Origin of the sequence: Bradyrhizobium sp. 61 (assembly GCF_023073075.1) — a bacterium.
Lineage (GTDB): Bacteria > Pseudomonadota > Alphaproteobacteria > Rhizobiales > Xanthobacteraceae > Bradyrhizobium > Bradyrhizobium barranii.
In genome coordinates, this window is sequence record NZ_JADPIU010000088.1 from 169,611 (window position 1) to 196,557 (window position 26,947).

21 protein-coding genes are annotated in these 26,947 nt (G+C 64.2%); 9 read left to right on the forward strand and 12 right to left on the reverse strand.

The features are described from left to right. Window positions 1-32: 32 nt before the first annotated feature. Window positions 33-1,526: an MDR family MFS transporter gene (locus IVB46_RS37350; protein ID WP_247303571.1), complete on the reverse strand. Its 1,494-nt coding sequence runs from the start codon at window positions 1,524-1,526 to the stop codon at window positions 33-35. Continuing rightward, window positions 1,523-2,665, reverse strand: coding sequence for an HlyD family secretion protein (locus IVB46_RS37355; RefSeq protein WP_247303572.1), 1,143 nt, complete (start codon window positions 2,663-2,665; stop codon window positions 1,523-1,525). The genes IVB46_RS37350 and IVB46_RS37355 overlap by 4 nt, the downstream gene beginning before the upstream one ends. Window positions 2,666-2,803: 138 nt before the next feature. Here IVB46_RS37355 and IVB46_RS37360 point away from each other — a divergent pair, with 138 nt between their 5' ends. Continuing rightward, window positions 2,804-3,445, forward strand: a complete 642-nt coding sequence (locus IVB46_RS37360) for a TetR/AcrR family transcriptional regulator (RefSeq protein ID WP_247303574.1) — start codon at window positions 2,804-2,806, stop codon at window positions 3,443-3,445. A 94-nt stretch (window positions 3,446-3,539) separates the two neighbouring features. On the opposite strand, the gene msrA is transcribed toward IVB46_RS37360, so the two are convergent. The 7 genes from msrA to IVB46_RS37395 form a co-directional block, all read right to left on the reverse strand. Then, a complete protein-coding gene (gene msrA / locus IVB46_RS37365; protein WP_247303576.1) occupies window positions 3,540-4,055 on the reverse strand; it encodes a peptide-methionine (S)-S-oxide reductase MsrA in 516 nt (171 codons plus the stop codon). Window positions 4,056-4,084: 29 nt separating this feature from the next. Continuing rightward, window positions 4,085-4,555, reverse strand: coding sequence for a cupin domain-containing protein (locus tag IVB46_RS37370; RefSeq protein ID WP_148312198.1), 471 nt, complete (start codon window positions 4,553-4,555; stop codon window positions 4,085-4,087). A gap of 21 nt (window positions 4,556-4,576) precedes the next feature. Next, window positions 4,577-4,999, reverse strand: a complete 423-nt coding sequence (locus tag IVB46_RS37375; RefSeq protein WP_014493564.1) for an OsmC family protein — start codon at window positions 4,997-4,999, stop codon at window positions 4,577-4,579. A gap of 121 nt (window positions 5,000-5,120) precedes the next feature. Next, complete coding sequence (locus IVB46_RS37380) at window positions 5,121-5,969, reverse strand: enoyl-CoA hydratase/isomerase family protein (protein ID WP_071911496.1); 849 nt, start codon at window positions 5,967-5,969, stop codon at window positions 5,121-5,123. Window positions 5,970-6,034: 65 nt separating this feature from the next. Then, the gene (locus IVB46_RS37385) at window positions 6,035-7,348 is read right to left on the reverse strand and encodes an epoxide hydrolase family protein (RefSeq protein WP_247303578.1); all 1,314 of its coding nucleotides are present in this window, start codon (window positions 7,346-7,348) and stop codon (window positions 6,035-6,037) included. Window positions 7,349-7,607: 259 nt separating this feature from the next. After that, entirely contained in the window at window positions 7,608-8,309 is a 702-nt protein-coding gene (locus IVB46_RS37390) for a VOC family protein (protein WP_247344820.1), read from the reverse strand. A gap of 33 nt (window positions 8,310-8,342) precedes the next feature. Continuing rightward, window positions 8,343-9,011 carry a sensor histidine kinase gene (locus IVB46_RS37395; RefSeq protein WP_247303582.1) on the reverse strand — a complete coding sequence of 223 codons (669 nt, stop codon included), beginning with the start codon at window positions 9,009-9,011 and terminating at the stop codon, window positions 8,343-8,345. 329 nt (window positions 9,012-9,340) lie between these two features. Here IVB46_RS37395 and IVB46_RS37400 point away from each other — a divergent pair, with 329 nt between their 5' ends. From IVB46_RS37400 to IVB46_RS37430, 7 genes are all read left to right on the forward strand, one after another. Then, window positions 9,341-12,184, forward strand: a complete 2,844-nt coding sequence (locus IVB46_RS37400; protein WP_247303592.1) for a winged helix-turn-helix domain-containing protein — start codon at window positions 9,341-9,343, stop codon at window positions 12,182-12,184. A gap of 118 nt (window positions 12,185-12,302) precedes the next feature. Continuing rightward, window positions 12,303-13,010 (forward strand): hypothetical protein, encoded by a 708-nt coding sequence (locus IVB46_RS37405; protein ID WP_346016155.1) that lies wholly within the window; start codon window positions 12,303-12,305, stop codon window positions 13,008-13,010. Window positions 13,011-13,205: 195 nt separating this feature from the next. Next, entirely contained in the window at window positions 13,206-13,904 is a 699-nt protein-coding gene (locus IVB46_RS37410; protein ID WP_247303597.1) for a type 1 glutamine amidotransferase domain-containing protein, read from the forward strand. Between the two features lie 30 nt (window positions 13,905-13,934). Continuing rightward, window positions 13,935-14,096 (forward strand): hypothetical protein, encoded by a 162-nt coding sequence (locus IVB46_RS37415; RefSeq protein ID WP_161495871.1) that lies wholly within the window; start codon window positions 13,935-13,937, stop codon window positions 14,094-14,096. 46 nt (window positions 14,097-14,142) lie between these two features. Next, window positions 14,143-15,099, forward strand: a complete 957-nt coding sequence (locus IVB46_RS37420; RefSeq protein WP_247303599.1) for an alpha/beta hydrolase — start codon at window positions 14,143-14,145, stop codon at window positions 15,097-15,099. A gap of 38 nt (window positions 15,100-15,137) precedes the next feature. Next, on the forward strand, window positions 15,138-16,181 hold the full coding sequence (locus IVB46_RS37425) for an alpha/beta hydrolase (protein WP_247303601.1): 1,044 nt from the start codon (window positions 15,138-15,140) through the stop codon (window positions 16,179-16,181). Between the two features lie 105 nt (window positions 16,182-16,286). After that, a complete protein-coding gene (locus IVB46_RS37430) occupies window positions 16,287-17,006 on the forward strand; it encodes a hypothetical protein (RefSeq protein WP_247344823.1) in 720 nt (239 codons plus the stop codon). 6 nt (window positions 17,007-17,012) lie between these two features. Here the strand turns inward: IVB46_RS37430 and IVB46_RS37435 are convergent, their stop codons facing one another. Then, window positions 17,013-19,892, reverse strand: a complete 2,880-nt coding sequence (locus IVB46_RS37435) for a winged helix-turn-helix domain-containing protein (RefSeq protein WP_247344826.1) — start codon at window positions 19,890-19,892, stop codon at window positions 17,013-17,015. A gap of 348 nt (window positions 19,893-20,240) precedes the next feature. On the opposite strand from IVB46_RS37435, the gene IVB46_RS37440 reads away from it, so the two are divergent. Next, complete coding sequence (locus IVB46_RS37440) at window positions 20,241-21,218, forward strand: AraC family transcriptional regulator (protein ID WP_247303606.1); 978 nt, start codon at window positions 20,241-20,243, stop codon at window positions 21,216-21,218. Between the two features lie 416 nt (window positions 21,219-21,634). On the opposite strand, the gene IVB46_RS37445 is transcribed toward IVB46_RS37440, so the two are convergent. Further along, on the reverse strand, window positions 21,635-23,977 hold the full coding sequence (locus tag IVB46_RS37445) for a hypothetical protein (RefSeq protein WP_247303608.1): 2,343 nt from the start codon (window positions 23,975-23,977) through the stop codon (window positions 21,635-21,637). A 408-nt stretch (window positions 23,978-24,385) separates the two neighbouring features. Continuing rightward, window positions 24,386-26,707: a molybdopterin guanine dinucleotide-containing S/N-oxide reductase gene (locus tag IVB46_RS37450; protein ID WP_247303610.1), complete on the reverse strand. Its 2,322-nt coding sequence runs from the start codon at window positions 26,705-26,707 to the stop codon at window positions 24,386-24,388. Between the last annotated feature and the right edge of the window lie 240 nt (window positions 26,708-26,947).

The following is a 26,947-nucleotide window of genomic DNA, read 5'->3' on the forward strand; positions in this document are numbered from 1 at the left end:
CGGACACAACGTCATTTCACGACTCTCCGGCGCTAGCCGGCGGGGCGCGGCTTACGAAGAAAGAACACCAGCGGGATCACGACGAGCATGGCGAACATCAGGATCTCGAACTGATCGATGACCGCAACCGTGGCCGCCTGGCGCGTGACCATGCCGTTGAGGGCGGCGAGACCTGACTTCCCGATCGGGCCCGTGACATTCGCCGCGACACGATAAGGCGTGAGATGCTTGGCGAGCGCGATATGCACGGCCTGGGTGTTGGCATAGAAGAAGAGCTGGACCACCGCGATGCCGATGGTGCTACCGTAAAGGCGCGACAGGTTGATCAGCGCACTGCCTTCAGGGCGAAGCTTCGGATCGAGCGTTCCGAACGCGGCCCTCACCAGCGCCGGCAACAACATGCCGAGACCAGCGCCCTGGAGGAAACCTGCTTCGACGACCGGCCGCCAATCCATCGCCGGCGAATAGCCGAGCATCAGCCAGTTGGCATAGACCACCAGCGCCATGCCCCCCATGAGGAACGGCCGGTAGTCGACCTGTCCCGGAACCAGGCTCGTCAGCACCAGCGCTCCCACCAGCGCCACGCCGCGCGGAATGCTCATGTAGCCGGTGGTGTCGACAGGGTAGTTGAGCAACTCCTCCAGCATCGGGGACGTCAACGCCAATGTCGGCAGCAGGACGAAGCCGAGCGCAAAGGAGATCACCGTCGAGAGGACGAGATTGCGATCCCTGAACAGCGCCGTGCGGAGAAAATGCTCCTTCTTCGTCAGAACGTGCACGATGAAGAGATAGAAGCCCAGGACCGAGGCGATCGCTTCGACCCAGATCTCCGTCGAGGCGAACCATTCGAGGCGCTCGCCGCGATCCAGCAGCATCTGCAGCCCGATCATGCCGGCGGAGAAGGTCGTCAGGCCGAAGACGTCGAAGGGCTGGCTCCGCTCTGCCCGCTTCTCGCCCAGCAACAGGGCCATCGTCAGGGCGATGAAGGCCGTCATGGGCAGGCTGACATAGAAGATCGACGGCCAACCGTAATATTCGCTGAGCCAGCCACCAAGAGCGGGGCCGGTGCTGATGCCGAGCAGCGAGCAGACCGTCAATGCCAGGCCCATGCGCGCTTGCCGCACCGTCGGCGTCGCCTCGAGCAGAATCGCCAATGAGAGCGGCGCAAGTGGTCCGCTCGCCGCGCCCTGGAGAATCCGCGCCAGCACGAACTGGATCGACGTCGTCGCCAGCGTGTCGAGGACAAGACCAAGCGTGAAGACGGCAAGGGCTGCCTGATAGACCGCCTTGCGGCCAAAGCGTCCCGCGAGCCATTGGGTTATCGACATGGTCACGGCGCTTGCGGCGATATACGAGGAGAACACCCAGCCGACCTCGTCATTGGCCATCGAGAGCGTGGCCTGGATGTGCGGCAGCGCGGCGTTCGGTATCGAAATGTTGACGGCCTGCATGTAGGTCGCCATCAGGGCGGCCGCCGAGATTGCATGATGACCGCCGGTCGCGGTCGATCGGAGGGTCGTACTCATTTGACCTCCGTCGCAAGCGCAGGCTGGAGCAGATGCAGCCAGTTGCGACGATGGCCGGTGTCGACCCGCGCCGTCACGCTGATGCCGGAGAACAGTGGCCGGGCCGAATCGGGATCGTCGAGCTCGAGGCGCACCGGCAGCCGCTGGACGACCTTGACCCAGTTCCCGGTCGCATTCTCCGGTGGCAGGATCGAGAAGTCCGACCCGGTGCCGGGACTCATGCTGACGATATGCGCCCTGAATTTTCGATCCGGATAGGCGTCGACGTCGATCGTCGCCTCCTGGCCCGGCCGCATGTGGGTCAGGCCCGTCTCACGAAAATTCGCCTCGATCCAGACGTCCCGGCTCGACATCAGTGAGAACGTGGGCGCGCCTGCGTTGACGAAACCGCCGATCTGCAGATCGTCGACCTTGGTCACGATACCGTCGTCGGGTGCCCTCACCGTGGCGTAGGAGAGATCGAGCCGCGCGCGATCGAGCAGCGCCCTGGCCGCGCGGACTGTCGGGTGGCGGTTGACATCGATGTCGGGGTCGCCGTTGAGCGCGACGACCGTATTGGCGATCTGCTGTTCGATCGATGCCATCCGATGGCGCGCGACCTTGAGATCGGTCTCGGCCCGCTCGTAGACCGCACGCGGCGTGAAGTCGGAGGCGACCAGCATCCTCTTGCGGTCGAACTCGCGCTCGTCGAAAGAGGCCGAGTCCTTCGCCGATTGCAGTTCCGCCTGCTGCTGGCGGTAGGTTGCCTTGAGGGAGTCGATCTGGAGCCGCGCGCTGCCGAGCCGGGCTTCGGCCTGATCGACGGCGATCTGGTAGGGCTCCGGGTCAATTCGAAACAGGACCTGGCCCTGCCGGACGCGCTCATTGTCGCGCACGGCGATCTCGACCGCCTGGCCCGACACCCGCGCGTTGATGGTGACTTTCGCGGCGCGCACGAACGCATCGTCGGTCGAGACATATTGTTCCTGCGCCAGATACATGAAGGCGCCGAACACGGCAGCCGCGGCGGGCACCACGAGCATCAGGGGCCGGCGCAGCCGCCTGGCAATATCCGCTCCGAACAACGGCGCAGCAGCCTCGCTCCCGCGGAAGCTGCGATCGCCCAGCCAGCCGGCGATTGGCGCAAAGTTCAAACCCATCGTCCTCGTCCTATCTCATTTACTAACGTTCGTTACAAATATTGTACCTCGATGCGGCGATCAAGCCGCGCGGCCATTGATTTTTATAACGATCCATACAAATATACGTGTGGAACATGGCAACCAGGTTCGGACGACATGGCACGGAAAAAGAGCGAGACGGGGCCGGCGCGCCGGGGACGGCCACCCGCCTACGACACTGAGACGGCCCTCAAGCGGGCCACGGAAACGTTCTGGAGGACGGGCTATTCCGGCACGTCCCTGGACAAGGTCGCGGCCGCGACCGGCATGAGCCCACCGAGCCTCTACGCGGTGTTCGGCAACAAGCACGCGCTCTATCTCGAGGCGTTGGCGCGCTATTGGGAGATCAGCCTTGCGGCAACGCGCGAGGCTCTCGCAGGGGACCATCCCTTGGACGAAGCGCTGATGCTGGCCTATGACGCGGCGCTGTCGATCTACTTTTCCGGCAAGGGATCAGCGCGCGGCTGCTTCGTGGTCGGTACCGCGGTGACCGAAGTCGCCGAGGATGCGGCGATCCGCAGCAGCGTTGCGACGGGGCTGCGGGCGATCGATGCCGATTTCGAGGCCCGCTTCCGCCTGGCCCAAGACAAGGGCGAGCTGGATCGCGAGGCCGATCCGGCTGCGCTTGCGATCCTTGCAGCCGCCACGATGCAGACGATCGCCATTCGCGCACGGGCCGGCGCACGCCGCGCCGATCTGAGGGAGATTGCCCGCAAGGCGGTAGCTGTGATCTGCCGACGCCGGCCGGAGGCGCGTTGAGCCGCGAGGAATTCTCGTGATCGTACGATGAGGGGAGTTCGCACATTTGCACTCCTCGTCAAAAGGCCCTCGGCGGCCGTACGTGACAATCCGCCTAGCCTCCCACGGCGGCCGCGCGCCTTGGCAGCTTCCAGTCGGGCCGGATGAAGTGGCAGGTGTAGCCATCGGGATAGCGCTCGAGATAATCCTGATGCTCCGGCTCGGCTTCCCAGAACTCCGCTGCGGGCGCGACCTCGGTCACCACCTTGCCGGGCCAGAGACCTGACGCCTCGACATCGGCGATGGTGTCTTCGGCAACTCTCTTCTGCTCGTTACTCGTATAGAAGATTGCCGAGCGGTAACTCGTGCCCAGATCATTGCCCTGGCGATTGAGCGTGGTGGGATCGTGGATCTGGAAGAAGAACTCCAGCATGGTCCGGAAGCTCGTCTTGGCGGGATTGAAGATGATCTCGATCGCCTCGACGTGGCCCTCGTGATTGCGATAGGTGGCGTTCTTCACATGCCCGCCGGTGTAACCGACACGGGTGGAGATCACCCCCGGTTGCCTGCGGATCAGATCCTGCATGCCCCAGAAGCAGCCTCCGGCCAAAACTGCGCGTTCTGTCGTCATCTGATACTCCATTCGTTTCGTCGAGACAGTCAGCGCTTGTCCGCTGCCGGATGCAAGCGCGGGTCATCATGGTCATCGTGATATTCGAGGCCCAGCGGCCCGATGGCGGAGACCTGTGTGACGTATTCACCGGACTTCGCCCAGTGAAAATGCCAGGTCTCGCCGGGCAGCACGATGACGCTGCCCGGCGGATAGGCTTTCACCTGGTCGCCATCAAAACGTTCGCCGAGGCCGATGTAGAACACACCCGACATGACCGTGTAGATGCGATCTTCCGGATGCTTGTGCGGCATCAGCTTCGTGCCCCCGGGCACCTTCACCCGGACCACGTAAGGTCCGGGTTCGCTGGGATGGCCGACCATCACGGCCAGCCGCGCGCCCGGCGGGAACGCAGGGAACGGTTGCCAAGCGATATCCTCGGGCAAAATCGCCCGGAACCTGTCTTCATCCGGCTGATGCTGGCGAGGCGGATCTTGGCGAGACAGATCTTGGCGAGGCATGGCACCGCTCCCTGTGTTGGATCAGGTCAATTTGGCGTCGAGCGTGATCGCGGCGTTGAGCACCTTCGACACCGGACAGTTCTTCTCGGCCTCGCCGGCGATCTTGGCGAAACCTGCGTCGTCAAGGTTCGGCACCTTGGCGCGAAGTGTCAGTGCCGACTTGCTGATCTTGAAGCCTTTGCCTTCCGGCTCGAGCGTGATGGCGGCTTCCGTCGACAGCTCGTCCGGCGTGAAGCCGGCGAGCTGAAGGCCGAAGGCCAGTGCCATGGTAAAGCAACCGGCATGGGCCGCGGCGATCAACTCCTCGGGATTGGTGCCCTTCTCGTTCTCGAAGCGGGTCTTGAACGAATAGGGCGTCCCGGCGAGCACGCCGGATTCGCTCGACAGATGGCCGGTGCCGTCGCGACCGGTGCCCTTCCAGACTGCTGTTGCCTTGCGGATCATCTCAATTCTCCTTGCTGGTTTTCAGGTTGGTTTTTAGCACCGGCGCTCGGTAGCGGAGGAAAGCGACATTGGCACGACCGCCTGTCACCCCTCCAACCGGCCGAACGCCACAGCGGTTCCGTTAGCCGCTGATTTGACCCACATGGAAGCCAAGCCGGTTCTCGACGTCGCCAGCGCGGTGGAAACCGCGCGCCATCAGCGCCTTGATGCGGGTCTGGCTGGCGGGACGGCCGAGCGCGGCCAGGAATGCGTCCCACTCCGGCTTGATCTCGTCATCCGGCGGCAGGCTCGCAACATCGACGAGACGCTTGGTCTCTGCGATCGCCTCCTTGTCGAACGACGCAATGCGCATGGCGAGCGCCTCGACGAAGCCGTCGAGCTCGGCATCCGGCAGCGAACGGTTCACGTAGCCGTAACGCTCGGCGAGATCGCCGTGGATGTCATCGGCACCGAGCAACACTTCGAGCGCACGGCCTCGGCCCATCAACCGCGGCAACCGGGCCATCGGCCCGCCGCCGGGCACGAGTCCCGCGCCGACCTCCCATTGCGACAGGATCGCCTTCTCGCGGCTGGCAAAGCGCATGTCGCTCGCCAGCGCGAGCTCGCTGCCGACCCCGGTCGCACGGCCCCGGATCGAGGCAATGGAGACGACCGGCGCGCGGCTGAGGCGCACCAGCATGTCGGGCAGCGCCTGCAGGCCAGTCGGCCCGGGCGGAACGCGAAGCGAGTCCTCAAGCGGCGCCAGAAAGTCGTAATGCGTGATGAAGAAGCCTTCGACGGCGCTGTCGAATACGACGACCTTCACGTCCGGATCGGTCTCAATTGCGGTGATGATGTCGTTGAGCAGCGGAAGGTGCTTTGGGCCGAAGATGTTCACCGGCGGCATGTCGAAGGTGACGCGCCAGTATGTCGGCAGGCGACGCTCCAGGCGAATGTCCTCGGTGGTGAAGATCTGTACGGGGCGGTTCATTGTTGGCACTCCTGGTATGGTGTGTTCGAAAAGGGACGCACGGCAGCGCGCGTCCCCTGCTCGGTTCAGATCGACTGGCGCAGCGGGCGGAACGCGGTGCGCATTTCCGCAGAGAACAGTGCGGGCTGCTCCCAGGCTGCGAAGTGGCCGCCCTTGTCGAGGCGGTTGTAGTGCATCAGCTTCGGATAGGCCTTCTCGGCCCAGCTGCGCGGCGCGGCATAGATCTCGTCAGGGAACACGCTGACGGCGACCGGGATCCTGATGTGCTTGGGTTCGAAGAACACCAGCTTGTTCTCCCAGTAGAGCCGCGCCGACGACACCGCGGTGTTGGTGAGCCAGTAGAGCGTGATGTTGTCGATCACGTCGTCCCGTGACAGGCCTTCGGTCTTGCCGTCGAACACCCGCGCAATCATCGCAGCACTGCGTGCGTCGTGATCAAGCATCCAGGACGCAAGGCCGGCCGGCGAGTCGACCAGGCCATAGAGCGTCTGCGGCCGGTTCGACATCTCGATCGCATAGCCGAGGCCGTGCTTGTAGAAATCGTCGAGCTGGTCGTAGGCAATGCGCTCGTCGGCCGAGAGGTTTGACGGCCGCGTCCCGCCGGGCTGAAGCGCCTTGGCGATGTCGTCGGGAACGGTGGCGGGCATGTTGGTGTGAATGCCGAGCAGTTCCGGCGGTGCGATCACCGCCATCTGCTCGGTGACGGCATTGCCCCAATCGCCGCCCTGCGCCACGTAGCGGTTGTAGCCGAGGCGCTTCATCAGCACGATCCAGGCCCGCGCGATGCGCTGGGGATCCCAGCCGAGCTCCGTCGGCTTGCCGGAGAAGCCGTGGCCGGGAAGCGAGGGGATCACCAGGTCGAATGCATCCGCGGCCTTCGCGCCATGCGCGGTGGGGTCGGTGAGCGGGCCGACGATCTTCATCTGTTCGATGATCGAGCCCGGCCAGCCATGCGTGACGACCATCGGCAGCGCGTTCTCGCGGCGGGAGCGGATGTGAATGAAGTGGATGTCGACGCCGTCGATCTCGGTGACGAATTGCGGCAAGGCGTTCAGCCGCGCTTCCATCTTCCGCCAGTCGTAGTCGTTCTGCCAGTACCGCACGAGCTGCTGAAGCGTGGTGAGCTGCACGCCCTGTGATTGGTCAGCGACAATCTCGCGATCGGGCCAGCGTGTCGCCGCGAGGCGGCGGCGGAGGTCAAGCAGATCTTCCTCGGGCACGCTGACGCGGAACGGGCGGATGGGGCCGCTTGCAGCGGCCTTTGCCGGATGCAGCGGCAGCAGGCTCGCCACGCTGGCGGCAACCGCGGTCATTGCGGCCTGGCTCAGCAATTGACGGCGGTCGGGATTGAGAATGTCGGCTCGTGCTTGCGTTGTCATGGCAGATCTCCCCTGCTTTGGTCGGTGACGCCAACCGAATTCGAAATCGACGCGTCGTTTCGTCGTGAAGAGAGATTGGCGTAGGTCCTGGCAATTAGCTCGTTATCGGTTGTTAGGCCGCGTTAGCCGTTGCGAGTCCGCGGGATGCAAGAGAGCGAGCGACGATGACGATACGCGCGATGCAGAAGCAACACGGCGCGCGACGAGTTCAATCGGCGCGCGCCCTGGCTGTGAATTCAGGAGATAGGTTCACTACAACTCAGGAGGGCAGCGGTTGACCGGCCTGCTCGCGGACGATGTAGTCGGCGTACCAGTCCGCCCAGTTCTCGTCGTGTCCGCCGGTGCGCTTCTCGTGCTCACCATGCGCGACAGCGGCACGTCGCAGGGTTGCGGCCAGATCGGCCGTTGAGGCAAACGTCGTGCCGTCACCCGCGATGCGTCCAGGCAGTCGCGTCGTGACCTCCTGGAACAGCCAGCCATTGCCGTCGGGGTCGCTGAATGAGGCAAACGAGCTGTAGCTGCCGCGCTTCGGGTCAGCACCGCTGACCCGGACGCTGCCGAACAGATACGGCTCGTCCGGACCGGCGTGAACGTCGCCCGCACCATGGAATGGTGCGCTCACCGCGATGCCACGGTCGAGCAGATCCTGTCGCGCCGCCGCCAGATCGGAGACGATCAGGTACAGCCCGCGCGCCGAACCCGGCGCTGCCGGTGTGACGTTCTTGCCGAAGATCACAGAACAGGCCGAACCCGGCGGCGTGAACTGGATCACGCGCCATTCGTCACCTGAGGCAAAATCGGCGTCCAATCGCCAGCCGAGGCGCGTGTAGAACGCCTTGGCGCGGTCGACATCCGACACGGGGATGACGACGATCTCTAGCTTCAGATCAACGCCACGCGATGTCGAAGACGTGTTCGGAGACCTCGCCGCGGCGTCGGGGTCGATTTCGGTGGTGGCCATGTCGAACTCCCTGAGTTGAAATTGAAGCGAGCTTCAAGCGGCCGTGGGCATCACGATCGTCACGCGTGTGCCGCCCTGGCTCGCCTCGCCCTGCAACCGCGCGTCGATACTGCGTGCGAGCCCTTTAAGGATGCGGCTGCCGGTGCCCTGAAGCGGACCGGTCGCGCCGATGCCGTTGTCAGCCACCGTGCAGAGCCAGGCGCCGTCGCGGTTGGCCATTTCGATCCGGATCAGCGCATCGTTCCTGTTCGGGAAGGCATGTTTGGCGGCATTCGTGACCAGCTCCGTCAGCATCAACGCCAGCCGATGACACTGCGATGCCGGCAGCGCCCCGCTCTCGATCGCGGCCTCGCAGCGGATGCTGGCCGGTTCCAGCACTGCCTCGGAGAGCGCCTCGCACAGGTTTTCGAAGAAGGTCTCGACGGAGACGGCGGACAGACTGTCGCTGTCGGACAAGAGCTGATAGAGCCTGCCGAACGCGACGATGCGCTGCTCGAACCGGTCCACCGCGCCCGACATGTCCCTGGTGCCCGGTCGCGAGAAGTCGCGGCGGACTGACGCACCCAGCAGCGTCAGCGTGTTCTTCATCCGATGGTGGGATTCCCGCAGCACGAGTTCCCAATCACGCGACTGATCATCAAGGCTGGCAATGTGCTGAGAACGAACGAAATGGTCGCTCGTCTCCAAGCCGATAGCGGACATGATAGCCTCCCCGTTGGACCTAGGACCTAACTCGAAGCCTATACTGGATGCGTCGCGCGCGTTTTGCTCGTTAGACGTTGCAAGATTTTGTTATGATAGGCGGCATCACAAGTTGGCGGCCTGACCGTCCTCTCGACGGTCAAGCACGCTGACGGGTCGTCCCGATCGCTTCCCAAGCCGCTCGCGTTTAAGCGAAATTTGTCACGCATCATCCCGGTGCGGCCGAATGACTTGCCGCGCGATTTCGCCACTTTCGACCAGTTTACTCATGACCTCGTTCTGCTAGATCAGGATGCGGACAACAGCCCCTTCACTGGATTCATTGGCGCGTGGTGGACACTAACGACCAGGATGCGGCGATTTCCTTCGGGCCATTCCGGCTGTACGCAAGGTCGCGCCTGCTCGAGAAGGACGGCGCTCCGCTTCACCTCGGCGGCCGCGCACTCGATATTCTCATTTTTCTCGTCGAGCGCGCCGGCGAGGTCATCGACAAGCGTGAGTTGATCAAGCGCGTCTGGGCCGACGTGACGGTCGATGAAGGCAGCCTGCGCTTCCACATCACGACGCTACGCAAGGCCCTGGGGGATGCCGGTGAAGGCTCCCGCTATGTCGTCAACGTGCCCGGCCGTGGCTATTGCTTCGCGAGCCCGCTGGTCCGGTCCGAATCGTCGGAGACGCGGACAGGCCCGGCCGTCCCGTCGCCTCACATACTCCCGCCACCGCTTGCCAGGATGATCGGACGAGACGACGCGGTCGAGCGGATTTCCACCGAGCTTGCGCAGCATCGCTTCGTGACAATTGTCGGCCCCGGCGGGATTGGCAAGACTTCAGTCGCGCTCGCCGTCGCGCATCGCGAGCTCCAGGCCTTCGACGGTCAGGTCAACTTCGTTGATTTCGGCGCGCTGACGGATGCCAGGCTCGTTCCAAGCACCATCGCCGCCACGCTCGGCCTGACCGTCAATTCCGAGGACCCGATGCCGGGCCTGCTGACGGTGCTGCGCAACCGCCGGATGCTGCTGATCTTCGACAGCTGTGAGCACATCATCGACGAGCTCGCCCCGCTGGCCGAGCACATCGTCCAGGAAGCGCCCGAGCTGCACATTCTCGCCACCAGCCGCGAATCCTTTCGCACCGAAGGCGAACGCGTCCACCGGTTGTTTCCGCTGGACTGCCCGCCCCAGCGCGACGGGCTCGGCATCGCCGACATCCTTGCCTATCCCGCAAGCCAGCTCTTCGTAGAACGCATTGCCGAGAGCCTGGGCGAATTCGAACTGAGCGAGGAGGATGCACCGCTTGTCGCCGAGATCTGCCGGCGACTGGACGGCATCGCGCTCGCGATCGAGCTCGCCGCCGGACGCGTGAACGCCTATGGCATTGCCGGAACCGCCTCGCTGCTCGACAGCCGCTTCGCGCTGCTGTGGCGGGGACGCCGCACCGCGATCCCGCGGCACCAGACCCTGAGCGCGGCGCTCGCCTGGAGCTATGATCTGTTGCCGGCAGCCGAGAGCGCGACGCTGCGCGGTTTGTCGGTGTTCGTCGGGCCATTCACGATGGAGGCCGCGCTCGCCGTTGCGTTCAGCCAGGGCATCAGCGAGCCCGAGGCGGTCGAGGCGATCTCGAACCTGCTCTCCAAATCGCTGATCGCAACCTCACCCGCGGAGCGGCGGCTGCGCTATCGTCTGCTCGACACCACCCGCGCCTTCGTCGGCGCGAAGCTCGTCGAGAACGGCGAAGCGCCCCGTGTCGCGCGCGCTCACGCCGAATATTTCCGCGACTTCCTGCGCGACATCGCGCTCAAATCCTCGGGCATGCAGACCGCGGGCGGCTTCCTTCCCTATGCCGACCATTTGCCCAATGTCAGGGCCGCGCTGACCTGGAGCTTTTCGGATAGCGCCAACCGAACGATCGGCGTGGATCTGGCGGCTTCGGCGGCCCAGTTTTTCCTCGAACTGACATTGCTGACAGAGTGCTATCGCTGGACGAAGCAGGCGCTTGTCTCTCTCGATACGAATTCGATCGACCGCCGCCAGGAGATGACGTTGCAGGCCGCGCTCGGCGTCTCCGTGATGTTCACGCAGGGCAATACCGAAGCGGTCCGGTCGGCGTTCACACGCAGTCTTCAGCTTGCGCGGGATCTCGAGGATCTGCACTGGCAGCTCTGGCTGCTGCGCGGATTGCACATCTACCTGACCAGGGTCGGGGATTTTCATGGCGCGCTCGGCACCGGCGAGCAGGGCGAGAGCGTTGCGCGCAAGCTGAATGATCCGGCCGCCGCGCTGAACGTGGAATGGATGCTGGGCGTCGCGCACCATCTGATCGGCAATCAGGACAAGGCCGTGCAGTTCTGCGAGAGCGCAATGGTGCACAATCCCGGCTCGCAGCGGCTGAACATCGGGCATCTCGGTTATGACGACCGCATCGTCGCGCTGGTCGCTCTGGCGCGCGGGCTCTGGCTCACCGGCCGGCCCGATCGCGCGATTGAGGCGGCGAGATACACTGTTCGCGAGGCCGAACTGCTGGAACAACCGCTCACCCTCGGCATCTCCCTGATCTGGACGATCTACGTGTCCCTCTGGGTTGGCGACTGGGCCAATGCCGAAATCCTGATCGAGCGGCTGATCGACCATTCGGCGCGGCACTTCCTCGGTCCCTATCACGCCGTCGGCATCGGCCAGAAGGGCGAGCTCATGCTTCGCCGCGGCGACACCGCCGGCGGGATCGAGCATCTTCGCCGCAGCCAGGCCACGCTGTACGCGACGCGGCACCGGATCATGACGACGGTGTTTGCGACGGCGCTGGCGGAGGGCCTCGTGGCGGAGAACCAGCCGGACGAGGCCCTGCGCACGATCAATGATGCCATTGCGCAGATTCCAGATCATGGCGAATCCTTCGACATGCCGGAGATGCTCCGGGTCAAGGGCGACATCCTCGTCCGGTCGGGAAACACCGCGGAGGCCGAGCGCTGCTTCCGGAAATCGCTCGATCTGTCGCGCCGGCAGTGCGCGCTCGGCTGGGAGCTGCGGGGGGCGATCAGCCTCGGCCGGGTCTGGCGCCAGGCCGGACAAGCGGGCGAAGCACGCGCTCTGCTCGCCCCGCTCGTCGCGCGATACCAAGAAGGCCTCCAGACCCGCGATCTCGTGGCCGCGAGGGAGCTCCTGAGCGCGCTGAATTGACAGTATCTTCAACGGGATACCGTCCAAGCACCTGCTCGCAAGTCCTAACAACTTCTAACACGCCAAGCCGCATCCGCCCCGCCATGGTGGTGGCACTTCACGGTGGATATGGCGGGATATGGCGCTTCTTGACGATGTAATTGATGCCAGCGGCGGTATGGCCCGATGGAATAGCTTGACCCGATTCACGCTCCACCTTTCCGTCGGCGGCTCGTTGTTCTCCAGCGCCGGACATGCCAGCGAATTCAAGGACGTGACTGCGGAGGGCTCGACCCGCGCCCAGTCGGTCCGCTTCACCGGCATCACCGGGGGTGAACACTCCGGCTGCTTTCAGCCCGACGCGATCACGATCGAGAGCCTCGAGGGTGAGGTCCTGCGCACTTGGGATAATCCGAGCCCTGCATTTCCCGAGACCGGCTCTCCTGCGCTCGCGGACGAACTGCACCTCGTCTTCTTCTGCGGCGTTGCGATCTGGAATTATCTGACCAACCCATTTCTGCTCGCCCATCCCGACGTCGTCACGGAAGAGCTTCCGCCGTGGCGCGAAAACGCTGACACGTGGCGTCGGCTGCGCGCGCAGTTCCCGCCGAACCTGATCACGCTCGCGCCCGAGCAGATCTTCTACTTCGACGAGAACGCGCTGCAACGGCGGACGGATCACGATCTGTTCGGAAACAAGGTCGCACATTATTCCTGGGCCCATGACAGCTTCGGCGGCATCGTCGTGCCGACATTGCGGCGTGTGCAGACGCTGCGGCCTGATGGAAGCGTGATCGCCAGGCCCGTGCTGATGGACGTCGAGATCTTCGACGCCGTGTTCGAGTAGCGGTGGCGACGCGAGAGCTGGAACCGTTCACTGCTCTCAACGCCTAACAATACATAACGAGCTAACACGCGGCCTTGGGTGCAACATTGGGCTCACGAGCAACGAACAAGCGTCGTGCTCGAACGAGACCGAGGCCGGCGCACCTCCAGCACGAGGGAATGCGTCATTGCAGCGAACGCACTCAAGGAGATCGTCATGAAGATTCTTATGGTTATCACCTCCCACAACCAGCTCGGCAACACCGGACGCAAGACGGGGTTCTGGCTCGAGGAGCTCGCCGCCCCCTACTACGTGTTCAAGAATTCCGGCGCGGAGATCACGCTGGCTTCGCCCAAGGGCGGCCGGCCGCCACTCGATCCCAAGAGCAACGAGCCCGAGTTCCGCACTGACCTGACGCTACGCTTCGAGGCGGACGCTGCCGCTGAAGCCCAGCTCGACAAGACGGTGCGCCTCGACAGCGTCAAGCAGGAAGACTTCGACACGCTGTTCTATCCCGGCGGTCACGGCCCGATGTGGGACCTCGCCGAAGACAAGGACTCGGTCAAGCTGATCGAATCCTTCCTCGCCGCCGGCAAGACCATCGCGGTGGTGTGTCACTCGACCGGTGCGCTGCGCCACGTCAAGACGCCCGATGGGAAGCCTTTGGTCGAGGGCAAGGAGGTGACCGGCTTCACCAACGGCGAGGAAGAGGACGTGGGCCTGACCCATGTCGTGCCGTTCCTCGTAGAGGACGAGATGTTGAAGCTCGGCGCGGTCTTCTCGAAAACGGCGAACTGGGGCGTACACGTCGTCAGCGCGGGCCAGCTCATCACGGGACAGAATCCGCACTCCTCCGGCCCGGCCGCGCAGACGCTGCTCGCCGCCCTGGCCAAAAAGGCGAAGTCGGCCGCATAAGTCAGGCTCGCATCGGAGCGGTGCGCATCAATGAGCACCGCTCCGGCACTGACCGGACACATCGAGGACGATGACGAAAGCTTTACGCCGGAGCTTACGAATGTGATCCGGCGAGCGGAAGCTGCCGCGCACAACAGTGATCACGGTGGCAGCGTGCCGCTCAATCCCGTCAGAGCGGTTGCCGGCGCATGACGCGCCGGCACCTCTCGACGCGACACGCCCACATCGGAGCGATGACATGAACATTCCAGCCACCCTCGCCCTTGCAGCCGCCCTCGCCTGCACAACCGTGCAGGCCTCAGCACAGGATCTGCGGTCGAGCCGACGCTCGATCAGCTATCACACGATCGATATCGGGGGTCTCAATATCTTCTACCGCGAGGCCGGGCCCGCCGACGCGCCGACCGTGCTGCTGCTGCACGGCTTTCCCTCCTCGTCGCGGATGTGGGAACCCCTGCTGCCGCTGCTCGCCGACAAATATCACCTGATCGCGCCTGATTATCCCGGCTTCGGAAACAGCAGCGCGCCGCCGCCGTCCGATTTCACCTACACTTTTGACAACATCGCCGGCGTGATGGGCGAGCTGACGAACAAGCTCGGCCTGACCAACTACGTGCTGTTCATGCAGGACTATGGCGGCCCGGTCGGCTTCCGCATGGCGCTGGCGCATCCCGAGCGCGTTCGCGCCATCATGATCCAGAACGCAGTGTCCCATGAACAGGGACTGAGCCCGCTCTGGGAAGCGCGTCGCAAATACTGGGCTGATCCGGCGCATGAGCTCGAGGCGCTCAAGGCCAACTTCACATCCTTGGCCGCCACACGCCAGCGGCACCTCGGCTCCAGCCCGCACCCCGAGCGCTACGACCCCGATAGCTGGACCGACGAATACGCGTTCCTGACGCGTCCGGGCCAGGCCGAGATCCAGACCACGCTGTTCCTGGATTACCGGACCAACGTCGCCTCCTATCCGAAATGGCAGGAGTGGCTGCGCAAGACGCGGCCGCCGACGCTGGTGGTCTGGGGCAAATACGATCCGTCCTTCGCCGTCGCCGGCGCTTCGGCCTATCGCGACGATGTGCCGGATGCGGATGTCCACATCCTCGAAGCCGGCCATTTCGCGCTCGACGAGGCGACCGACGAGATCGCCACGCTGGTCCGCGACTTCCTTGCGCGTCTGGACGGGCACAAGGGCTGACGGCGACTTGCACAATGCACCGACCACAGGAGGCACACATGCCCGACAACATCAACCACGAACGACGTCGTTTCGTCGGCAGGGCTGCGATGACACTCGCCGCGACCCAGCTTGCGCTGAGCACGACGGCTACGGCGAAGCCGGCGAAGTCCGCCACCGTCGTCAAGCCCGGCGCCAACACGGCGTTCGCGTCCCTGAAGCAGATCGACGCCGGCCTCCTCAACGTCGGCTATGCCGAGGCGGGCCCCGCGGATGGCCCGCCCGTGATCCTGCTGCATGGCTGGCCCTATGACATCTACGCCTTCGTCGATATCGCACCGCTGCTCGCCGCGGCCGGGCGTCGCGTGATCGTGCCTTACCTGCGCGGCTACGGCAGCACGCGCTTCCTCTCCGACTCGACGATGCGGAACGGGCAGCCGGCGGCGATCGCGGCCGACATCGTCGCCCTGATGGACGCGCTCAGAATCGACAAGGCGACGATTGCCGGCTTCGACTGGGGTGCGCGCACCGCCAACATCATCGCGGCGCTCCGGCCGGAGCGGGTCAAGGCGATGGTGTCGGTGAGCGGCTACCTGATCGGCAGCCAGCAGGCCGGCAAGATGCCGCTGCCGCCGAACGCCGAGCTGCAATGGTGGTACCAGTTCTATTTCGCGACCGAGCGCGGCCGCGAGGGCTCCGACAAGTACCGCCACGATTTCTCGAAGCTGATCTGGCAGCTCGCTTCGCCCCAATGGCATTTCGACGATGCCACCTTCGACCGCAGCGCGAAGGCGTTCGACAATCCGGACCATGTGGCGATCGTGATCCACAACTACCGCTGGCGGCTGGGCCTCGCCGAAGGCGAAGCGAAATACGCCGACGACGAGGCGAGATTGGCGCAAGCCCCCGTGATCGCCGTGCCCACCATCACCATGGAGGGTGACGCCAACGGGGCACCGCATCCAGAACCGTCCGCTTACGCGAAGAAATTCTCCGGGCGCTATTCGCACCGGACCATCAAGGGCGGTATCGGCCACAATCTGCCGCAAGAGGCGCCGAAGGCCTTTGCCGACGCGGTGCTGGACGTCATGGCCGAAGCCTAGGCGCCGGGCCTGCCAACGGCACTTAACAACGCTTAACGGGCGGCCGTCTGCGCGCGGGGGTATCTCTATTAGGGCGACACCACCGATGCGAGAGGAAACGGCCGGATGATTCCGCTGCTGGCGAATGCGATCGAAGCCCATGGCGGGCTCGATCGATGGAATGCCCACGAGCGACTCACCGCCACGATCGTGACCGGCGGCGACCTCTGGATATTGAAGGGCGTCGATCAGGACCAGGCGCCGCGCACGATGCGGATCGAGCTGCATCGTGAGCGGGCATCCGTGGAGCCGTTCGGCAAGCCCGGCCAGCGCACCGACTTCAGCCCGGAGCGGATCGCCATCGTGGCTGCGGACGGCCGCATCGTCGCGGAGCGCAACAATCCGCGCGCCGCGTTCGCGCGGCACGATATGCGCACGCATTGGGATCCGCTGCATCGCGCCTATTTCAACGGCTACGCACTCTGGACCTACATGACTGCGCCGTTCCTGCTGGCGGCGGATGGGTTCGAGGTCCGGGAGATCGCGCCCTGGCGCGAGGGCGCGGAGGTCTGGCGCGGATTGCGGGCGACGTTCCCGGCCGTGATCGCAAGACACAGCGCCGAGCAGGATTTTTATTTTGGCCCCGACATGCTGATCCGCCGGCATGATTACCGGATCGAGATCGCCGGCAATTTTCCGGCAGCTCAGTACGTGTCCGATCCCGTCACCGTTGACGGCTTCAAGCTTCCGAGCCGCCGGCGCATCTATCTGCGCGGCGACGATCTGATGCCGCTGCGTGACGAGCTGATGGTGTCGATCGATCTCGCGAATTTCCGGTTCGACTGAGCCTTGTCAGGCAGATGCCTCGTCCAGCAGGAGCCGCGCTGCCTTCAAATCCGCCGTCTCGAATCCTTCCGAGAACCGCGCATAGGTTGCGGCGAGATCGTCGAGCGGATTCTTGATGCCCTGGCGAAGCCGAAGCGCCGCAAGCGACATCTCCGTCCGCAATCGCCAGGACAGCGCGCCCTGCTGCTCCGCCAGCGCGAGCGATGCGGCAAAGCTCGCTTCGGCGGCACCGAGATCACCGGTCCGCGCCTCGAGGTCGCCGCGCCGGCGCAGGAGCTCGGGCATGTCGAAACCTCCGCCGCCCTGCTCGACGCGGGCGATCGTCTCGTGCAGGACTTGCAGCCCTTCCGTCAATCGTCCCAGCGCCGCCAGTCCTTGCGACAGGTCTGCGGCGAACGCGGATGCGTAGAGCTCGTAGCGATCCGCATGCAGGCGCGGCAGCGCGCTCCGCAGCAGATCGACACCGCCGGCCAGCTCGCCGTGGGCGATCATGGTCTGCGCGCGAAAGCCGGTCGCGACGGCTTCGTACGGCGCGAGCCCGTGCAAATTCGTATGGGTCGCGAGGCGTCCCGTCATCGTCTCGACGGCGGCCCAGTCGCCGACCCAGCCGAACACCGAGGATGACCAGCACAGCGCGATGCAATGCATCACCACGTCGCGCGGCGCGGCGGCGCCGACGAGCGGGCGGACGCAATCGAGTGCGCGGTCGGGAAAGCCACGCAGCCACAGCACCCGCGCGAGCGGAATCTGCGGCGTGCGCGAATAGGCGAAATGCCCGGGCTCCGTCCCGCGCAGCGCGGCGTCGTCGCGCACGCCTTCGTCGAGATGGGCCTGCGCCTCGGCCTGGTCGCCGGCGAGATGATAGGACACGCCGAGCAGCGCCTTGCTGCCTGCGATCCCCGCGGTGTCGCCGATCTGGCGGGCGATGCGCTCGGCCTGGCGTGCGGTCGGCACGAGATGCCTGTAGTCGCCCGTGCGGCGATAGAACATGTTCAGCCGCGACAGCAGCCTGAACGCATTGGCGTGATCGTCGAGCGATTCCGCGATCTCCAGCCCGCGCCGGAGTGCGGCCTCGGCCTGCTCGCTGTTGCGCTCCGTGAACATGAAGGCGTGGCCGAGCGTCGACTGCAGCTCGAGTTCCCATTTGCCGCCCTGGTTGGCATCGTCGAGCATCGCGAGCGCGCGGCCCGACCAGATGCGCGCCTCGTTCAGCAGATTGAGCTCGACGAACAGCCTTGCGGCGCTGCCGGCGAGCGGCACGCGCAAGGCGGCACCGTCGTGGTTGGCAAAACTCCATTCCAACGCCGCACGGGCATCTGCGAGCAGGCTCGCGCGCCTCTGCAGGCGCGAAGCCGGATCGCCGCCCTGCTCCGCCATGCCGGCTTCGAGCGTGCGCTGAACATAGGCCGTGTGACGGCGCGCGATCGCCGCCGCTTCGCCTGCGTCGACCAGCTTCTGCATGGCATAGGCGCGCGTGGCATCCAGCAGGCGATAGCGCCGCGATGCGCCATCGGGCTGCGCCGACACCAGCGACTTGGCCACGAGCTGCTCCAGCGCATCGACGACGCGATCGGCCGCGGCACCCTCATCCGCGGCGACTGCGATCGCCCCCTTGAGCGTGAAGGGGCCGGCGAAGATGGCGAGTCGCTGAAGCACTGTGCGTTCGCTCTCGCCGATCAGGCCGAAGCTCCAGTCGAGCGTCGCGCCGAGCGTCTGCTGCCGTGGCGGCGCCGTTCGCCGTCCGCGCCATTCGAGCTTGAGCCTGGAGTCGAGCAGCGCGGCCATCTCCCGCAATCCGTAGACGCCGACGCGCACGGCGGCGAGCTCGATCGCGAGCGCGATGCCGTCGAGCTTGCCGCAGATCTCGGCCAGGACGTCGGCATCGTCGTCCGTGATATCGCCGCGATGGCCCGCGGCCGCGGCACGATCGATGAACAGCTGCGCGGCCGGATAATCCAGCACCTCGCCGGCGCTGAGGCGCACCCCTTGCGGCGGGCCGGCCAGCGGAACGAGCTCGAAGATCTGCTCGCCTTCCACCAGCAGCGACTCGCGGCTGGTGGCGAGAATGGCGATGCCCGGCGCCTCGCGATAGATGTTTTCGGCCAGACGCGCGACCTCGTCGATGACGTGCTCGCAGCTGTCGAGGATGAGAAGCAGCCGCCGTCCGCGCAGAAAATTGACGATGCTGCCTGAGGGATCATCGTGATGCACGACGAGGCCCAGAGCGGCGGCAACCGTGCTCGCGACCAGCGTGGCGTCCTTCAGTGGGCCGAATTCGAGGAAATGAACGTGGCCCTCGAATGCCTGCCACATGTCATGCGCGAGCGCGGTCGCAACCGTGGTCTTGCCGATGCCGCCCGGTCCTCGCAGCGTGACGAAGCGGTCGCTCAGCAGACGCGCCGACAACTCGGGCAACACGTCGTCCCGACCGATCATCCGGTCCAGCCGGTGTGGCAAGGCCGCAGGCGGCACCGTTCTTTCAGGTGCACGCGGCGCGAGTGCCGGAGCGGCGTTGCGCTCGCTACGTTGCACAGGCGCGACGAAGCAATAGCCGCGGCTCGGGACGTTGGTGATGTAGCGGGCCCCGTCCTTGCCGTCGCCAAGCACCTTGCGCAGCTCCGCGACATGGACGCGCAGGCTGATCTCCTCGACCGCGAGGCCGGACCACGCGTAGCTCAGAATCTCGTTCTTCGGCACCACTTCGCCGGCACGGCTGAGGAGCAGGCGCAGAATGTCCATCGCGCGGCTGCCGAGCTTGACCGGCGCTCCGTCCCTCTCGAGCAACCGCGACCGCAGCGAAAACGGTCCAAACGAGACTGCGTCGAAATCAAGGCTCGCCCCGGCGCCATTGCCGGGCGAGCGATGTCCTGCCGGGGGTTCGGTCACTTCTGACTCATCTTGACGGCCATTTCATTCAAATGCGCGGCGACTATACCCGCCGTCGATGCGCGGTCCAGCGAGGCACCGCGCCGGCCTCATACCGGCACATCGATCGCAGCACGATGTTCTGCAATGCCCTCACACCGCACCGATCTGCGCAAATAATTGAAAAGCTGGACAAAATCAAACGTCCTGCGGCGGGCTGTCACACTACAGGCGCTCGCACAAAATCTAACACCTCCTAATCATCACTAACGGGCTTCTTGCCTGGCTCACGCCTATCCTCTGATCGTGGAAAGCACTGAGAGTTGGCCGATCGCTGCAAGCGGCGACGAGGCCAGGAGAGGACGAGCGATGTTCAATGACTTGCAAGCAGCGCATGCCTGGATCGAATTTCCCACCAGCCGGTGTGATCGCGAGGCTTCGCACGGGATGCGAGCAATCGCGCAGGAAAGCGGATGGCGCAAGATCGACCGCGGCCTGGACGCGGACATCACGATTTCGCGATGGGAGGATTCTCGGACCACCTCGTCGCACGAAGCGACGACGCCGGCGGACCGCTATTTCGTCGCCATCGCCCTGAAGACCGCTCGGGTAAAGCTGACGCGGGACCGTCAGATCATCTTCGACGGCACCATGCCCGCGGGCACGCTGTACGTCAGTGCGCCATCGAAGCTTCTCGGCGTGCAATTCCAGTCGCCCAGCGCTTTCCTGCACTTCCACATCTCCACCGATCATTTTTCGGCGGCGCGACCGGCGACCGAGGGCCTCAACGACCTCGTCCTGCTGCGCGACCCGCTCGCAGCCGAGCTCGCGAAGGCACTGACCGAGCATGGCGATACCGCGGACCAGCAGTTCGCGCGCTGCATCGGCGAGACCCTTGCGATGCATCTGACTCGGCTCGAGCTGCCACGCTCAAAAGTCAATGCCTTGCCGAAATGGCGGCTACGCCGCGTCGAGCAATATATAGCCGATCACTTTGATCGCTGCATCAGCCTGTCAGAGCTCGCCAATGTCGCGGGCCTCTCGAGGATGCATTTCGCGGCACAGTTCCGCGCCGCGACCGGCTACCGTCCACGCGAATATCTGCTCAATCATCGCGTCGAGCATGCGAAGACCTTGCTCACGACGACCGAGCGGCCGCTGGCGGAGATCGCGCTTGCCGTCGGCTTCAGCACCCAGGCGCATTTCTCGACCGTGTTCAAGCGCATCAGTGGCGAGTCACCGGCACGCTGGCGTCTGGCCAGCAGGGCTGTTCTGCCTGCTACGGAGGCGCTTCCGCGGCGGCGACCTGCCGCGGACATGGACTGGATGGTCGGCGCTGCCGCGTAGTTCGTGCGCCGGCAGGTGAATTGGGATCGAGGAATCTGGAATCAGGGGACTTGGAATCAAGCGACTTAGGATCAAGCCACTTGGGATCACGCCACCTGCACTTCGACCGGTTTGCGATTTCTTTGGCGTGAGTGCCCTGCCACTCGCGCCGGCTCGAGCCCTTTCCCTCCCGGGTCTGCGAGCCACTCGGGGCCGTCCCTGCGCCCACACAGGACGGCCCCGTTTTCTTCCCGTCGGGAATCACCCATGCGCGCCGGTGTGGCACTCGTACAGGACCCAGACCCGTCGCTCGGCCTGCGGTTGCGATCTCGTCGTATTCATCGCAGAGCTCATGCACACGCCGCGCCTCGCGCGCGAGCTGCTTGTTGTCGTGCGAGTGTGTGCGTGGCCGCTGGATCGATTTTTCAGCTAACGAGCTAATTCGAAGGCTGCTTTGGGATCTCTGAATTTTCCCGAACCGTCCGAATAACATCCGCGAATTGCCGCGCGTTCGGAGCGAACAGCTTAAGGCCTTGTCGCTGCAGATCGGAGCCGGAGCTCGTGTCCAGGTACTTCTTGAACAGATGTACGTCCAGAACGAACTCAGGAATGGAACCGACCAAGGATATGATGCTCGAAGCAATAGGCGGCAAGGCCAGCGTACAACATAGCGACGGATCAGCCCGGCCGCCGCTCCGCGCCTCAATCTGAGCCCGCATACGTGCCGACAGCGTCCATGACAAAGGCGCCTGAAATTCATGATCGAAGAGTTGATAGCCGTGCACGAACTTGAATCCGGCCGCCAACGCGTCGGCCTGGCGGAGACTGCGCGCGGTCCTCACGGCTTCGAACGTCGTGATCGGCGCGACAAGCTCTGATTGGGCACCCCGCTCCCCCTCTAACTGCAATGCTGCATTCGAATGCCCGAACGAAATCAGATGAAGTTCGAGATTTGATACGAGGGTTTTGGTATCCTCGGCCGCCTGCAGCTGCTTGATGATCTCGATAGCCGTGGCGATGCCGCTGTTGTCCCAGAAGCCGCCGTCGATCAATTGAAGCCCGGTGGTCTCCCGCAATGTTGCGTCGGCGGCCACAATCCTCTTGTCTGCGTACAACACGCCGGGCGGCGTTACATAGGGAAACCGCGCGCTCAGTATTGCTGCCGTCAGAAGCGACAATTGAAGATTGGGGCGATATTCGAGAATGTTGAAATAGGCCGGCCGCGAATACTCGCTCGAACGAATCCCAGCGGTGACCATGCGCTGAACAAGCCTCAGCCGCTCCGGGTCTTTCTCGGTTTGTTGCGTGAGCCGGCCCCAAACGAGGGCGAACAGGTCGGAGAACGCACCCGCGGTACGCTTGTCTGTCATATATAGCTGCGAAATCAGGGTCGACTTTCCATAGTTCGCGCTGGTTGTGTTCAAGAACAGCGCTGGAGTGACGCCCGAGGCAGACCATGACGAATAGAACTGTGTTGAGCTGTCGTCTCCGTTCGAGCCCGTCACGGCATTGATCGCGTTCTTGACGGCAAGCTCGAGCGTGTTTGCCCGGTCCGGGGCAAGATGCAGTTGCGGAATGGCGAGAGTTGGCGCATCAAAGAAAACTCCGCTCGCAACGACCGGGGTCACCAAATCGTACTCAAAGAACTCGCGGACGGATTTCTCCAGCTTGCCGTCACTGACCGGAGCAGCGGAGCACCCGTCCCCGAGCGGTTCAGATCGACGCAACAGTTCGCTGAAGATGCTCGCCCCCAGACTTCCACCGGAGACGCCGCTGATCGCGAAGACGTGGTCCTTGAGTTTCGGACAGCTGTCATAGAGGCGAGCAAGAGAGAGTGCCGTGTGATAGGCTGCGTACTGACCGCCTCCCTGCGCTGCTACGATGAAGATCGGATATTTCCGCCCTTGCTCACTCGATCCTACCGAAACATGACGCTGTTCCAGCCAGCTGCGGAAAGCAGGAACAAGGCTCGGCACCTTACGATTTTGAACGGTGCTCTCGATTGCTGCGGGTGTTTCCGGCTTTGCGTCGCCGATGTCCACGACGCTGTAGGGAAATTCAGGAGATGAACCGCCAATGAATTGGCACAGCAGAACTATCACAAGGAGCCACGCAGTGGCCCCATAAACGATACCGTTCAACCAAACGAGGGCCTCACCAAGCAACAACAGACATACGAGAAGCAGCAGGATGATTCCGACGCCACCGATGAAGAGGGTTGCACCAATCACGTCGTACCAAAGCCAAAAATAGAGCGCGAGCGCACAACCGCCGGCCAACACCAGAATGGCCAGTGTTTTCCTGACGGAAGCAACTCGCTGCTTTTGATTTATCGGAATCAGGGCCATGATCGCCTGAATCACGGTGGTAACTATGACAACGGAGGCAGCCAGCCAGATTACCCACGACCCGCCAGCGGCCTGGCCCGCGGCATCGATCAGCAAATAGCCGAGAGCAAAGGCCGGCATGACGAGAATGATCAACCGCGCCAATCGTTCGATGACCGATGGTGCCGGAGAGAGCGCAGTGCCATTTGCACGTGAAATGACTCTCCGAAATAGCAGAATAGCGAAGATCAGATACAGCCCGATGCAGAGCAAGAATTGTGCGATCAATCGCCAACCGAGATTGTCGCGCGCAAACTCCGCCGTATACAGGAAGTAGTCCGAGAGCGGGGAGAATTTGACAAGATGGTAGCTGAAGTAAGCCGCCAAGCAAACCAAGCAGACGACAAACGGAAAGCTTCCTCGTGGCGGAGCCGCAGCTGCTGGAATCGACATGTTCAAAATCTGTATTTGTAATACGAAAGAAGTCTTCGTTCGCATCAGCCCCCGCGCAATTCGCAGGGATCAACGTGGAAACATATCAACGGAGCGCCGGATCAAAACGGGCGCAGTGTGACAGTGTACTCCTGTTCGACCTTACAATCCAGAGGTGCAGGGGCGCATCCTGGACGCTCTTGCGAAATGGTGGGCGTGCAAACAGATTTCGTGGAACCACGGCCGATGCGTTTTAAAGATGCGCTTCGGTGAGATCGCCACAAGTCTCGTCCTTGCAGGCATTTGCGTCGGCCCCGGACATTTGCGCTATCTTTTTTGATGCGGCGCATCAGCGGCCCTTCGGCAGGGCGCCTGGCAGAGTTACGCGTAGCCGGCGACAACGCCCTCCAAACGAGAGGGCGCCTTCCTCTACACCGGATCGAACGCGCGGATCGGCGGCAGATTGCCGGTGAACTTCTCCACCTCGACCGTCGTGAGCTGGCCGGTGCAGCCCTGCGCGAAGGACGAGGTGCCGATGTCGCGGGTGAGCACGTTGGGATTGCCGTGAACGCAGAGCGGCGCTTCGTCCTCGGGGTCCATCGGGTCGTACCACGCGCCGGTCGGAAGCTGCACGACGCCGGCCGCGATGCCGTCGGTGACGTGGACGGCGGCGAGACAGGCGCCGCGCTCGTTGAACAGGCGGATGATGTCGCCATCCCTGATGCCGCGCGCATCCGCATCGTGCGGGTTCATGCGCGCAACCTCGCGGCCGCGATGTTTTGCGGCAAGCGAGTGTCCACCGAAATCGAGCTGACTGTGCAGGCGCGTCACCGGCTGGTTGGCGACGAGGAAGCACGGCGCGCCGGGCTTCGGCATGTCGGTCTTGTCGAGCCAGACCGGATGGCCGGGGCAATCGGCATCGCCGTGCGCAGCGATCTTGGCTGAATAGATCTCGATGCGCCCGCTCGGCGTCGGCAGCGGATGATTGGCCGGATCCTCGCGAAAGCTGCGCAGCCGGCCGCCGTCGTCGGGCTGTTGCGGCACGACCAGGCTGCCGCGCCGCCAGAATTCGTCGAAATCAGGCGCCTCGAGGCCACGCGCTTGAAGCGAGGCGCGAGTCGGCTCGTACAGATGTTCGAGCCACTGCCGCGACGTGCGCCCTTCGGTGAAAGGTTCGCGCGCACCCAGGCGCTCGGCGAGATCGGCAAAGATGTCGTAATCGTCACGCGCAAGGCCGAAGGGTTCCGCGATCTGGTGCATCGCGACCATCAGGGGATCGTTGGTCGAATAGCCGATGTCCTCGCGCTCCAGCGTCATGGTCGAGGGCAGCACGATGTCCGCGTGCCGCGCCGTCGCGGTCCAGGCGAGCTCGTGCACGACGAACGTATCGAGCTGCGCAAAAGCCTTGCGCAAGCGGTTGATGTCCTGATGGTGATGGAAGGGATTGCCGCCGGCCCAGTAGACGAGGCGGATGTCCGGATAGGTACGCGTCTCGCCATTGTAGCGATAGTTCGTGCCGGGATTGAGCAGCATGTCGGCGATGCGCGCGACCGGAATGAAATCGCGCACGCCGTTGCGGCCCTGCCCCAGTGTCGGTCCCGGCACGTCGTTGACGCGGCGGCCGTAATAGCCGATCGCGCCGAGCGAATAGGCGTAGCCGCCGCCGGGCAGGCCGATCTGGCCGAGCGCCGCTGCGAGCACCATGCCCATCCACACCGGCTGCTCGCCATGCTCGGCGCGCTGGAGCGAATGCGAAACGGTGATCAGCGCACGCTTTCCGGCGGCGCGGCGCGCGAGCTTTCGGATCGCGTCCGCATCGACACCGCAAATCGCGGCGGCCCATTCGGCATGCTTGGCCTGCCCGTCGCTCTCGCCATTGAGATAGCGCAGGAACGCGGGCCAGCCTTCGGTGTAGCGATCGAGGAAGGCTTGGTCGTGCAGACCTTCGCTCACAAGTGTGTGGACGATGCCGAGCATCAGGGCGGTGTCGGTGCCGGGCCGGCACGTCATCCATTCGGCGCCGGCCTCGACGGGAAGATCGTCGCGCAGCGGGCTGACCAGGATGAACGCGCAGCCGCGCCGGCGCGCGGCTTCCATGGCGCCGCGCTCGACATGCTTGCTGATCGAGCCGCCGGCCACCATGGAGTTCTTCAGCGCCATGCCGCCGAACGCCAGCACGATGTCGGTGTTCTCGGCAATCTGCTCCCAGGTGACGTTGCGCTTGGTGATGTCCTCGTAGCCGGCGAGAATTTGCGGCAGCAGCACCGAGGATGCGCCCGAAGAGTAAGTGTTCACCGAGCGCACATAGCCGCCCATTGCGATGTTGAGGAAGCGATGCACCTGGCTCTGGGCATGATGGAATCGGCCCGCGCTCGACCAGCCGTAGGAGCCGCCGAACACGGCGCCGGGGCCGCGCGTGTCGCGGATGCGGCCGAGCTCGTCGCCGAGCAGATCGAGCGCCTTCTCCCAACTGACGGAGACGAACTCGTCGCGGCCGCGGCGATCGTCCGGGCCGGGTCCGCGCTCGAGCCAGCCGCGACGGATCGCCGGCTGGGCGATGCGCGCCTGATGCCGCAGCGCGCCGGGGAAATTGCCGATGATGCCGTTCGGATCGGGGTCGCCCGCATAGGCCCTGACCTCTAGCCCGGCTTCGCTTTGACGCGCGGAAAACACGCCCCAATGCGAGGTGTGGGGCTTGAAGCCGTCAGACAGGTCGAGGCCGGGGTCGGGAAAGCCAATCGTATCGTCCATCGTCTGATCCTTGTTCCGCGCGGCACGGGCCCAGCCGCTGCCGCGTCGATTCCGGTGGCAGTATACCGATCCGCTTCCCGATGTCGTCGGGATCAGGGCCGTCGGAAACGCCGGGCTCCCGCGCGCAAGTACAGCTTGGTCACCGTCCGACCGCACGACGAGCGGCGATTCTTAAGCCAATTTATCTTTTATTTTCAATATCTTGTTGGATGACCTTCGGGACGCCGGTCGCGAAATCTC